The organism is Algibacter sp. 2305UL17-15, from assembly GCF_040720935.1.
Lineage (GTDB): Bacteria > Bacteroidota > Bacteroidia > Flavobacteriales > Flavobacteriaceae > Jejuia.
Genome location: NZ_JBFDAE010000001.1, coordinates 420,595 through 432,542, shown reverse-complemented (window position 1 = coordinate 432,542; position 11,948 = coordinate 420,595). Strand labels below are relative to the sequence as shown.

General features: G+C 32.6%; 14 protein-coding genes. 8 read left to right on the top strand and 6 right to left on the bottom strand.

The genetic code is table 11. From position 1 onward, the window contains the following. Positions 1-300: 300 nt before the first annotated feature. A complete protein-coding gene (gene metG / locus ABXQ82_RS01855) occupies positions 301-2,385 on the bottom strand; it encodes a methionine--tRNA ligase (RefSeq protein ID WP_367054011.1) in 2,085 nt (694 codons plus the stop codon). A 353-nt stretch (positions 2,386-2,738) separates the two neighbouring features. Here metG and ABXQ82_RS01850 point away from each other — a divergent pair, with 353 nt between their 5' ends. Both ABXQ82_RS01850 and ABXQ82_RS01845 read left to right on the top strand, forming a co-directional pair. After that, the gene (locus tag ABXQ82_RS01850) at positions 2,739-3,773 is read left to right on the top strand and encodes an LD-carboxypeptidase (RefSeq protein WP_367054008.1); all 1,035 of its coding nucleotides are present in this window, start codon (positions 2,739-2,741) and stop codon (positions 3,771-3,773) included. A gap of 224 nt (positions 3,774-3,997) precedes the next feature. Next, on the top strand, positions 3,998-4,237 hold the full coding sequence (locus ABXQ82_RS01845) for a hypothetical protein (protein WP_367054005.1): 240 nt from the start codon (positions 3,998-4,000) through the stop codon (positions 4,235-4,237). A gap of 106 nt (positions 4,238-4,343) precedes the next feature. Here ABXQ82_RS01845 and ABXQ82_RS01840 read toward each other — a convergent pair whose 3' ends face one another. Genes ABXQ82_RS01840 through ABXQ82_RS01830 form a run of 3 tightly spaced genes read right to left on the bottom strand, consistent with a single transcriptional unit; the run spans position 4,344 to position 6,377 of the window. Further along, complete coding sequence (locus ABXQ82_RS01840) at positions 4,344-4,796, bottom strand: DUF1569 domain-containing protein (protein ID WP_367054002.1); 453 nt, start codon at positions 4,794-4,796, stop codon at positions 4,344-4,346. A gap of 52 nt (positions 4,797-4,848) precedes the next feature. Next, positions 4,849-5,796 (bottom strand): WD40 repeat domain-containing protein, encoded by a 948-nt coding sequence (locus ABXQ82_RS01835; RefSeq protein ID WP_367053999.1) that lies wholly within the window; start codon positions 5,794-5,796, stop codon positions 4,849-4,851. Next, positions 5,790-6,377, bottom strand: coding sequence for a YceI family protein (locus tag ABXQ82_RS01830; RefSeq protein ID WP_367053996.1), 588 nt, complete (start codon positions 6,375-6,377; stop codon positions 5,790-5,792). Before ABXQ82_RS01830 ends, ABXQ82_RS01835 begins: the two co-directional genes overlap by 7 nt. A 122-nt stretch (positions 6,378-6,499) precedes the next feature. Between ABXQ82_RS01830 and ABXQ82_RS01825 the strand changes: the two genes are divergently transcribed. The 5 genes from ABXQ82_RS01825 (at position 6,500) to ABXQ82_RS01805 (ending at position 8,890) form a co-directional block, all read left to right on the top strand. Continuing rightward, positions 6,500-7,363, top strand: coding sequence for a winged helix-turn-helix domain-containing protein (locus tag ABXQ82_RS01825; RefSeq protein ID WP_367053993.1), 864 nt, complete (start codon positions 6,500-6,502; stop codon positions 7,361-7,363). Positions 7,364-7,483: 120 nt separating this feature from the next. Then, positions 7,484-7,714: a hypothetical protein gene (locus ABXQ82_RS01820; RefSeq protein WP_367053990.1), complete on the top strand. Its 231-nt coding sequence runs from the start codon at positions 7,484-7,486 to the stop codon at positions 7,712-7,714. Positions 7,715-7,853: 139 nt separating this feature from the next. Then, a complete protein-coding gene (locus tag ABXQ82_RS01815; RefSeq protein WP_367053987.1) occupies positions 7,854-8,279 on the top strand; it encodes a hypothetical protein in 426 nt (141 codons plus the stop codon). A 5-nt stretch (positions 8,280-8,284) separates the two neighbouring features. Further along, the gene (locus ABXQ82_RS01810; protein WP_367053985.1) at positions 8,285-8,545 is read left to right on the top strand and encodes a hypothetical protein; all 261 of its coding nucleotides are present in this window, start codon (positions 8,285-8,287) and stop codon (positions 8,543-8,545) included. Between the two features lie 168 nt (positions 8,546-8,713). Beyond that, positions 8,714-8,890, top strand: a complete 177-nt coding sequence (locus tag ABXQ82_RS01805; RefSeq protein ID WP_367053982.1) for a hypothetical protein — start codon at positions 8,714-8,716, stop codon at positions 8,888-8,890. A 62-nt stretch (positions 8,891-8,952) separates the two neighbouring features. Here the strand turns inward: ABXQ82_RS01805 and ABXQ82_RS01800 are convergent, their stop codons facing one another. Together ABXQ82_RS01800 and ABXQ82_RS01795 are read right to left on the bottom strand one after the other, a co-directional pair. After that, positions 8,953-10,395, bottom strand: a complete 1,443-nt coding sequence (locus ABXQ82_RS01800; protein WP_367053979.1) for a hypothetical protein — start codon at positions 10,393-10,395, stop codon at positions 8,953-8,955. Between the two features lie 38 nt (positions 10,396-10,433). Further along, positions 10,434-11,096 carry an outer membrane beta-barrel protein gene (locus ABXQ82_RS01795; protein ID WP_367053976.1) on the bottom strand — a complete coding sequence of 221 codons (663 nt, stop codon included), beginning with the start codon at positions 11,094-11,096 and terminating at the stop codon, positions 10,434-10,436. A 63-nt stretch (positions 11,097-11,159) separates the two neighbouring features. On the opposite strand from ABXQ82_RS01795, the gene ABXQ82_RS01790 reads away from it, so the two are divergent. Next, on the top strand, positions 11,160-11,945 hold the full coding sequence (locus ABXQ82_RS01790) for a hypothetical protein (protein ID WP_367053973.1): 786 nt from the start codon (positions 11,160-11,162) through the stop codon (positions 11,943-11,945). Positions 11,946-11,948 lie beyond the last annotated feature (3 nt).

Sequence of the window (11,948 nt, the reverse complement as noted above, 5' to 3'; positions counted from 1 at the left end):
AATGATTGATCAGAAATTCAGGTAAGATAAGTTTGAGTAAGTCTAGATAATTGTCCAAGGTTCTTTTTTTAAACAAAAATCGGAATCTTATTCCAATTCACACACAACTTTTTGACTTGATCCTATTTAACTACCTTGGATTTCCTTGCCAGAGCTATAAAAAAAGATATATTTACCATTCAAGAATGCAATGAATTTATGCAAAAGAATATGGTTTCTAGAAATCCCTTCCCAGTAAAGAAAATGGAAGATTTTAAAGAACGTGACACATCCTTTATAGATTAAGATAAAAAACAAACCCTAACTCACCTGCAACCCATTCCCAACCTCAGTATCATCAGGATTCACAAATACCAATTTCCCTTCTGGAGTTTCAGTCATTAAAATCATCCCCTGGCTTTCAACACCTCTTAATGCTCTTGGAGCAAGATTCACTAATACGGTTACACGTTTTCCAATAACTTCTTCCGCAGTAAAACTTTCAGCTATACCAGAAACAATAGTTCTTGTATCAATGCCTGTATCTACTTTTAGTTTTAAAAGTTTTTTGGTTTTTGGCATTTTTTCAGCTTCAAGAATCGTCCCGACACGAATGTCTAGTTTTGTGAAATCTTCAAAAGTAATGGTGTCTTTTTGAGGTTCTACAGTAGCATTGGCTATTTCATTAGCTTTTTTGCTAGCCTCCAATTTATCAAGTTGTTTTTGAATGGTGTCGTCTTCTATTTTAGAGAATAGTAATTCTGCTTTTCCTATTTCGTGTCCTGATGGCAATAAGGTTTCTTGTGAGCTCACGTCGTTCCATGAGTTCTCGATACGATTTTCCTCCATCAAATCACTCGAACTGACATTAAGAATACCTTTCAGTTTTTCGGAAGTAAACGGTAAAAACGGTTCACTTAAAGTTGCTAATGCAGATGCTATTTGAAGTGCCACATACATAATGGTTTGTGTTCTAGCTTCATCAACCTTAATGGTTTTCCAAGGCTCTTCATCTGCTAAATATTTATTTCCTAAACGCGCCAAATTCATTAATTCCTGTCCCGCTTCCCTAAAACGGTAACGCTCTATCGAACTAGCAATAACATCTGGGTAGGCTTTTATTGCTGCCAAAGTTTCGTCGTCAACTTGCGAAAACTCGGAAGGCGCTGGAACAATACCTTCATAATATTTATTGGTCAACACAACAACTCGGTTTATAAAATTCCCAAAAATGGCAACCAATTCATTATTATTTCTCGCCTGAAAATCTTTCCAAGTAAAATCGGTATCCTTAGTTTCGGGTGCATTGGCGTTTAATGCATAACGCAACACATCTTGCTGCCCTGGGAAATCTTCTAAATATTCCGGTAACCAAACCGCCCAATTTTTAGAGGTGGATAGTTTATTGCCTTCTAAATTTAAAAACTCATTTGCTGGCACATTTTCTGGTAGAATATAACTGCCCTCGGCTTTTAACATGGCTGGAAATATGATACAATGGAATACAATATTGTCTTTTCCTATAAAGTGGACTAGCTTTGTGTCCTTATCTTTCCAATAGAGTTCCCAATTTTTTCCTTCGCGTGCTGCCCATTCTTTGGTAGATGATATATAACCTATTGGCGCATCAAACCAAACGTAGAGGACTTTACCTTCTCCACCTTCTGCTGGTACTGGAATTCCCCAATCTAAATCCCTTGTTACTGCCCTTGGGCGCAAACCATCGTCAATCCAAGATTTACATTGTCCGTAAACATTGGGTTTCCAATCTTTTTTATGCCCATCTAAAATCCATTCTTTTAAAAAGGCTTCGTGCTTATCTAAAGGTAAAAACCAATGTTTTGTCTGTTTTAAAGTCGGCACGTTTCCCGTTATTGCAGACTTAGGATTTATTAAATCCGTTGCATTATGGCTTGTGCCACAGTTTTCACATTGATCACCATAACTTTCTTCATTGCCACATTTTGGACACGTTCCAACTACAAACCTGTCTGCTAAAAACTGGTTGGCTTCAGCATCATATAATTGTTCTGATGTTTCCTCGATAAATTCACCTTTTTTATCTAAAGTCTTAAAAAACCCTGAAGCTGTTTCATGATGAATAGGCGCTGATGTACGCGAATAATTATCATAAGTAATCCCGAAATCTACAAACGATTTTTTAATAATCGCATGGTATTTATCAACAATATCTTGGGGAGATACACCTTCGTTCTTCGCTTTAATGGTAATGGGTACACCGTGTTCGTCACTCCCACCAATAAATGCTACATCATTTCCTGTTAAGCGTAAATAGCGTGCATAAATATCTGCTGGCACGTAAACACCCGCTAAATGCCCAATATGAATTGGCCCGTTTGTATATGGAAGTGCGGTGGTAATGGTATATCGTTTTGGCTTGTTCATCAATCTATAAAAATTAAATTTAAATGTCATTGCGAGGCACGTCCCAATAACTATCGGGAGTGGCAATCTCGTGAATTGAAGTTCTAATTCAACAGATTCCTGTGCTTCGCTCGGAATGACACTTTATTTTGAAGCCGTAAAAGTACACATTTTGAGGGCGATTTAGAAAAAAGTATGAAACAAAAAGATTAGTTCAAAGTACACTACTTGACTTCAAGTTATCTTGAATTTGCTTTCATATTTTTTTGAAGTCTGAATGTAATTTATGAGATCCCGCTCTTCAGCGGGATTAGTTCAACTAACAATACTTAGTACGCCCTTTGGGCTTCTAAGTATTGAGTTTCACTAAAAAAATGTACATTTACATTATGTCTAAAAACCTACTAATATTAAGCTTGTTTTGTGCTGTTTTTTTCTTTGGAAATCAATTGGGGTTCTCGCAAAATGAGGCATTATCTAAAAACGAAATGAGTTTGAAACAACCACCATACTTAAAAACAGGCGATACTGTCGCTATTGTAGCTCCAGCAGGAATTTTAAAAAACAGACAGGGGGAAATCAATAAAGCCAAGGCATTACTTAAAAGTTGGGGGCTGCATGCCGTGGTTGGCAAACATGTCTTTAATCAAGGACGGCATTTTGCTGGAACGGACGACGAACGCTGTGAGGATTTCCAAAACGCCTTAGACGACCCCAAAATTAGTGCCATTTGGTGTGCTAGAGGCGGTTATGGGAGTGTTAGAATCTTGGACAAGTTAGATTGGACGACATTTAAACAACATCCAAAGTGGATTATTGGATACTCTGATATTACTGCGCTTCATAATGAAGTCACCAATTTAGGAGTGCAATCCATTCATGCCATGATGTGTACCAGTTTACAAGATGATGCTGAAACCATAAAGGAAACTATTGCAACATTTAAAGATGCTATTTTTGGTAAACCTTTAAATTATACCTTAAAAGGTTCTAAATACAACAAATCCGGAACAGTTTCCGCTCCTTTAACAGGCGGTAATTTAACCATGTTGCACACCATGTTGGGTTCAAACAGCAGTATAGATACTTCGGGGAAAATTTTGTTTATCGAAGAAATAGGCGAATATAAATACCATATAGATCGCATGTTACAAAGTTTAAAACGTGCAGGCTATTTTGATAATTGTAAAGGTGTTATTGTTGGAGATATAACGAAAATAAAAAGGAACACTACACCTTGGGGCACTTCTATTGAACAATTGATTTTGGATGTTTTAGCAGATTATGATTTCCCTATTGCTTTTAATATGCATGCAGGACATGCTAAAGATAATAGAGCGTTGATTTTAGGTAAGATAGTCCATTTGGACGTAACTCAAAACCAATCCAAGGTTGTCTTTAAAGATTAAAATGTTAAATCACATGAACTAATTCTCCTATAAGACTCCTGAAAAAGACTTCAAATTACCGTCTAAACGCCCATGCTTACTAGTCCTTTCGTCGGACAATTATGCTTCTTAAGGGCAACCCTGTCGTTTGGACGGTGAATAGCATACGCACGACTAATTTTTTTTAGAACTATTGAAATATGCTATAATCTTGTACATATATTAATAATATTAAAACCCCAAAAATGATGAAAAAATTACAATTATTATTCGTAGCTATGATGCTTTTATTGTCTGTTGACGTAAAAGCTGATGACAAAATCAATTCAAACCTAGACTTAAACAATCCTGATGTTAGGAAATGTTTATTAGACGCTTCTAAACAAGAAGGTTGGGATTTGAAATCGGCTTATTTTAACGCTGATAATAAATTAGTTATAGTTTTCGATAAAGACAATAACACAAAAACTTACAAGAGTAAGTAATTAATATTTACCGTTTCGTTTACATTTTTTAATAGTTAATGAAACATGTAATTAAAGCCAACTATTCCTTTGTGTTTAGTTGGTTTTTTATTTCTATGAGTTTGCGTTATACTCCAAATTGAGTTAAGTGATGGTCTAAATGTTTGTAAAACATATTATTCCATTCTTGCTTTGTTAACTTTCCAAAGGAATGGGATTCCTTGCCGTCAAAATAGTTTTCTCCTAAACTTTGTGTTTTCTCTAAATAATTAATAAGACGCTCTTTTTCGACTTCAAAATTTCTGGCATCTACAATTAAAAATTGTGGTGCAGTTCTGCTATTCTTCTTGTATGGCTTTTCTCCAACAACAGTATTTTTAACAAACAGTTTTAGCATCAATTTTGCAAAACCGTTTGGTTTTTTGTGTTTGTCTTCAAAAGCCATTTCGTAAGTGACGTTGCAATGCGCTAACATTTGGTCTGCACTCATTTTTCCCCATAATGGCTTGGTTGAGGGTTCTAATTTATTAATTCTGCTGATAAGTGCGTTGGTTTCGTTTAAATCGAAGATGTTTTTCATTGATTGATGACATTTAAAATTGAAACGCCAATTTACAAAATGCTAATGAAATCTAATATTGTAGTTCCAGAACTTTTTCAGCTGTTTTAGTCCAAATAACTATCTTCCCTTTAGAATTTGAAGTCACGATGTAATTACCATCTGGACTCCAATCAATACCCCACAAATAGTCATCAGTTGATTTTGATTCAACACATAGCGTTCCTTTTTTATTCCAAATTCTAAGCGCATCACTTGCTGTTGCTAATTTTTTGCCGTTTTTATTCCAACGTAAATTTCTATACTCAACAACACCCCCTACAATTTCCTTTAATTTTTTACCTTTAGCATTCCAAAATTGAACACGTTTATTTTCTGCTTTTTCCAAATCGCCATAATCCCCAACTGCAAAATAGTTACCTGATTTATGCCACTCCAAACAAAGCAAAATAACTTCTTCACTTCTTGGTTTGAACATATTTAAAGTATCTCCTAAATGATTAAAAACACCTATTTCAGAACCAACAGTTACCAATACATTTTTTTTAGGATGCCAGTCCAATCCTGCAACTCCTTTTTTATCGGCTCTAAATCTACTTACCAATTTACCATTCACATCAAAAACTGAAACAAAATCTTCAAACTCTGAAACTGCTAAAAGTGTTCCATTATAATTCCAATCCAGTCCTCTAAAACTATTTTTTAACCCTTTTAAATTCGTCCACTCTTCAGAATCTAAATCCAGAATTTTAGCCTTAAAAGTGCTACTTTGGGTAATAACCGCAAGCTTGTTTTGAAAAGGATGCCATTTTAATCTACTTAAAATAACATCTTTAACAGGAAAAGTTTTTAATAATTTAAACGTTTTTCCGCTAAAAATCTTTAAATCACCTTGATCTCCTCCAACTGCTATAAAGTTACCATTTGGACTCCATGCAACTGTCCAAAGTATGCCCTTGTCTTGAGTATAACTTTGAGTTAGGCATAAGCATAAAATTATTTTAATAATAGATTTTAACATTTATCATCATTTACCCATTCAATACTAACTTCAAACTCAATAGCATCAGATATGGTATCGTTTTTAAAAGTAGACAATATCCCTTTAGTTTTATAAACAATATTCCAAAGTGTTCTATCAATAATAAATTTAGTGTTCATAACTGATTTACCAACTGAATTTGTAATTGTAGCACTAAATCTAATTTTGTTTTTAATGTGCTTAATCGTTAAATCTGCAAGAACATCAAAAGTATTTTTTCCTTTATCAATGGCTTCTACGATTTCTAGTTTGGCATTTGGATATCTATCAACAGCAAAAAATTCTGCTCCTTTTAAATGGTTTACCAACATTTCATTATACTTCCCATCGGTATTTATAATGGTACTCATATCAATCATGAAATTACCTCCTATTAATTTATTCCCTTTAGTGACAATTGTTCCATTTCTAAAAGTAACGGTTCCATAGTGTTTGTTAAATTTAAAAAGATTAGACCCTGTCCATTTTACCATGCTTTTATTGGTGTCAATTGGCAACTTCATTTGAGCATTAACTGAAAACGTAAGTCCGAAGACTGCTAACATAATTAATTTTTTCATGATATTTGTTTTTGATAAAACTATAAACACCTGCTCTGTAATTTGTGAAAAAAATGTAAAAGAAGTGTAAAAAAGGTGTAAAAAGTTGTACAGTTTTGTTTATTTGGCTACTTTTTGAAAACATGAAACAAAAAACACTTTTATATCTTTTAGCAGGAATAACAATTCTTGGTTTTATACTGTCAAGTTTTCAGGAACACAATAAATTAGATAATTTCTCTAAAACGGTAAAAGTAGTTCTAAGGAATGCTGGAAACAAGTTGCTTTTGGCTAACAACGATTCAACATCATTAATTTTACCCATAAAAAAGTTAAATGAAAATAGTTATGAAATAGCTTTTCAACAGAAGCTATCCATATCTCCAGATAGTTTAGTAGAAATTATAAATACCAGTTTAAAATCTGCCAATTTACCAAAACGCTACATTGTTGAAGTTTTAAATTGCCAAACCGAAGAAGTTTCATATAGCTATAAAATCAGTTTTACTGTTGAAAAAAATATCATTCCATGTTCTGGAAGAATATTACCTACAGATTGTTATAAAATAAACATCGAATTTTTGAACAATAATCCATTTTTAAATTCAAAAACACCTTATATTCTATTTGGAATTATTATATGTCTTCTAATTATTGCCTTTAAGTATTACAACAAAAAACCAAAAACAAAATCATCTACAAGTGATACGTCATACACAAAAATTGGAAATTACAAGTTTTATGAAACGCAACATAAACTAGTTAAAGATACTATTGAAATCCAATTGTCGACTAAAGAATGTGAGCTTTTAAATATGTTGAGCGAACATCAAAACGAAGTGATAAAACGTGGCGTTTTGATTAAAGAAATTTGGGAGGATAATGGCGTTTTTGTAGGACGAAGTTTAGACACATTTATTTCGAAACTCAGAAAAAAGTTTAAAGATGACAATTCTATAAACATTATAAACGTACATGGTGTAGGGTATAAATTAGAAGTGAATTAACATGCCATTTTAGGATTTATTAAAAGAAGAATGCATTATTTTGGTTGAAAAAATCAAAGCAGGATATTACTAAGGATTTGGTTTTAGCAGAAACTGATACTATCATTACATATTTTTCAGATGAAGATACTTATCAGAAAAACAGGGTATTTAGCCCTTGGAAAACTGTTTTATTCAAAACCCGAATTGCAACAAGCCCTACTTTCAACATTAAAAGAATTATTATCTTCTGATTCTGAAAAAGTGCAACCAACCGTTATAAACGCTGTAGGAGAAATTGGGAAATTCCACTTTAATCAAGTCCCATACTTTTTTTTGATATTGGTTTATTTGATGAACATCATTCACTAAGAAATGGAGTATTTGGCCCCAGGAAATTTAGTCGTTTTTATCCATAACCATTTAATGTCCAGTTTTTTACAAATTTATATCGTATCTTTAAACTAAACCCAAAAAGTTTTTCAAGACTTTTATTTAAAACTCATATGTTATGAAAAAAGCATTTTTGTTGATACTAGCAGTAGTATTAATATCATGTGGTTCAAAGAAGAAACATGTAGAATTCGATCCCAAAAAAAGTAAAAATCAAGTACCTCAAATTGACCCTAATTCCTTGATTCAAATCGTTACAAGAGATTCCTATAAAGAATCTGTTGCCGATTTGAAACATCAAGCTGAAAAGGTTAAAGCATATAACGACCAAAAGAAAGCTATTAGAGATGAATTGAATAAAATCAGGAAAGAAACTGACCAACAGATAGAACTAATTTCATATTTAACCGAACTGGAGGGTTTTCAGAACGCCTTGTTACTGGTCCTCTCCGAAAAAACCCATGCAAAACATAGAGCATCCCCAAAAAAAAGAAGTACCTCTTACATGAAGCGGAATATCAATAATTTGACTGAAAACTTATAGAAGACATGGCATACACTTACGTTCCTATAACTCCTAATATATTTGGCATCCCACAAAGAGTGCCGCGTAAAGGCATAAAAACTTTAGATGATCTGAATAAAGAAATTACCGAATGGTCCAGTAAAGTTGGAGAAGATAGTCAATTGCAAAACGTTAATCTTCAAAATGCTCTACAAAGGTTACAGCAAGTTATACAAACCATGACCAATGTATCCAAATCACACCATGACACGCAAAAGGCCATTATTAATAACATAAAATCTTAGTGAGCTTAATTGTGGGTTTGGAATACAAACAAATTACTGAGAATCTTCCTATTTAGACTTCCCAACAAAGGTCGCATGATATTTCATTTGCGTTAACATCCGTTTGCTTTAAACAAAAACCATACGGGTTTGATGACTAAATTTGAATATAATTCTAAAATTACACTCATGAAAAAAGAACCCGAAGATTTCGAAATAGTAAAAGACAAAAAGGACGATAAAGGCAATTACATCTTTCAAAAAGACAACATCACTAAAACTGGAGCAGTAATAGTCATCGTATTTTTAATAATTTTAGTAATTGCAGTAATTTTATCTGGAGTATTGACAGATTTTACCAAATAAGCCTTTTAAAACCGCAACTCCTTCTGCAATTGTTCGTAGGCCATTTGCACTTGTCTGAATTCTTATTCATTTGAGAAAGAATAGAAAACTATTTTTTCGTCCAATATATTATAAAGAATATCCCAACCTTTCTTTCTTTTTAAAATATTAATTTTGCTTTTGCTATTTCTTTTAATAGGTTTTTTTGTTTCTAAAAAACCTTTAACATCTTCAGAACTAATTAATTCTGAAATGACTCTATAGGGTTTTTCATCTTTAATCTTCCTTAAAGGTTTTACATTAACTGTTTTAATATACTCTCCAGAATTAGAAAAGCGAGTCATATAACTCTGTTTCTTTGAGTTAATAGACAACTCGAAATATTCTTTAAACACGTTAAAGTGTAAAATTCTTTGATGGGGAATGTTATGAACCTTGAATCCGGATTCTTTCGCTAAGTTTTGAGGCAGCCCTTTTAAAACCTCAAATTCTTTTTTTCCATTAAAATTATATCCTTTGATATAATAGCCTTGATAGGTTGATCCAATCCTTTTAAACTCTTTATCTCCATAGAGACCAAACACATAAGCTTTTTGGCTATCTAAATCTAATTTCAGTTTCCCAAAAGCACTTAATCTATGATGAAAAGACCCTCTCGAGCTAGTTCCAGTACCTACTGTTTTTAGAGAAAAATCACCTAAACTCGAATATCGCGCTCCAAATATTTCAATGTTGTTATTAGATGGTCTAATATGCTTAGAGCCGATAGAAAAATTAAGCGTAAATTGATTAGCTATTTTTCCATCAGATTTATTTAATGCCACTACATGGTATGTATGATTATCAGATTCAAAATTTAAATCTTTCCTGCTCATATAAATAAAACCTCCTTTTTGGTCTGAAAATTCCCAAGATGTTTTATCTATATCATCTTCTTCAATTATTTGAGGTAAGTCTAAAATCACTTCAGTTCTATTAAATTCAGCATGATCAAACTGATATAAAGTGTAGGTTTTTTTTGGATTCTTGTTTTTCCGACTCTTCTTTTCTTTCTCAACACACAACATATTGTAGTAATCATCATCTACAAATGAATTTTCAATAGATTTGCCCTTGTAATCTTTATATTTTACATCATGGGTTTTAATATTTTTATCCTTTTTAATTTGAGTAAAATGGCCTTTTCCTGCACCAAACGATGTAGTTATTTTAAACTCTTCGTGATAAAAATAATCTCCAGAACGAGATGCCAATATAGGATTCCCCGACCCTGTATCTAACTGATCTTTTTTTATTGGCATACTATATATTAAATTCAAATCGTTGTCAAAATAATGCACTTGCCATTTTAATTTTTTTGAATATGCAGCTTTTTCTTTTCCTGTCTTAACTATAAACCCATTTTCGCCTAGGTCTATAAAATTTAACAGTACACATGATTTATCCAATGCGACTTCTGCTGTACTATTTTGGGCAAATAAAGAAAAACTTCCCAGTAATAAAAATAATATTATTCTAAAGCTCATAGTTGTTATGTTAAGGTAAAAATTAATTATTATTTAGACTAAAAAAAATAAGAAACAGTAAATGTGAAATAAGAATCTTTTCCCGAAATCTCTATTATAGGAGAAGTGTCAAGTGCCCTTCTGTAAGGGTCTGTTATGCCATAGTAATATCGTAAGCTGGCCATGAGGTTTTCTTGATATTGAACATTTAAACCAAGTGCTGCATATAAGTTAAATGAAATCGTATCATTACCGCTTAAAGTGTCAAATTGCAAACGTGATGCTGGTACATACAGTGGATCTAGCAAATAGAGTTCTTTAGATTCATCTACAATCCTGTAATCGTGATAAAATTCGAAAGAAGGGCCGAGAGTTACTCCAAATTTAAAGTCCTCTTTGATTAAATAAGAGTAATTATAAAAGAAGGGTACGCTAATTCTTTCTAATTTAAACTTAACATCCTCCGGGGCAGATGATTCCGTTTCTCTACCTACGAACTTAACAAAATGTGCACTATAATTCATTTCTACAAAAAGTGCTGAACGTTCATTGAATTCTCTTGTGGCGATAAGGCCAATAGTATAGCCTATACTTGATTTTGAAAATAACCAACTTGCATCAGTTATATAATTTGTGGCTCCAACTGTTATGCCTAATCTATCTTCCTGAGCAAAAAAATTAAAGGAATACAAGAACAACACTAGAACTAAAACATTTCTCATTTTTATTATAAATTTTGGCTAATATATAAAATCGCTTACTATATTAGCCTAAAATTACTTACAATGAGAAAAATAATATTAGCCTTGTTTTCATTAGTGTTTTTAACTTGTGAAGTTGTTAATATAGATTACCTAAAACCTATTATGATTACCAATGAACCTTCAAGCGTTCTAACCAATTCGGCTATTTTAGGAGGTCGTGTATTAGGAGAAGGCGGTCAAGATATTACTGAATACGGTTTAGTTTTCAGCGAAACTTTCCCACCGACAATTGCCGATAATAAAATAATAGAAGGCGAACGTATTGGTGCTTTTGCAAAGAGGTATGAAGATTTGAAATCCCATAGCACATATTATTGTTCTGCATATGGCATTAACGAAACTGGTGTAGGATATGGTCAAATTTATGAGTTTACAACTAATTCGGAGCCTGTTTGTAATCCTGTTAACAACAATTTCATCAATTTAGGACAGAGTAGTATCCCAATAAATGATGTGGTTTATAAAAATCCGTCTGGTTTTAATGATGGAAATGTTCAATTTCAAACAAGAACATCATCTTCTACTTTATACATCACATTACAATTCAATGAACTTAACGCAGACTTACCCTTAACTGGAGAATATATTACGGTAAGCACTTTTGATAATCAATCCATAAGATCTAATAGAGAGGTTAAACTTGATATTACAGATTTTGGATTTGGGAGTTTAGGTGGTGCATATGCTGGAGCTGGAGAAAAAATATATCTTGAAAATAATGGTGCTAATACTATTAACTTTATATTTTGTGATGTTGAAGTAAATTCCAATTACACTTTAAATGGAAAGTACACTTATATTCCTTAATCA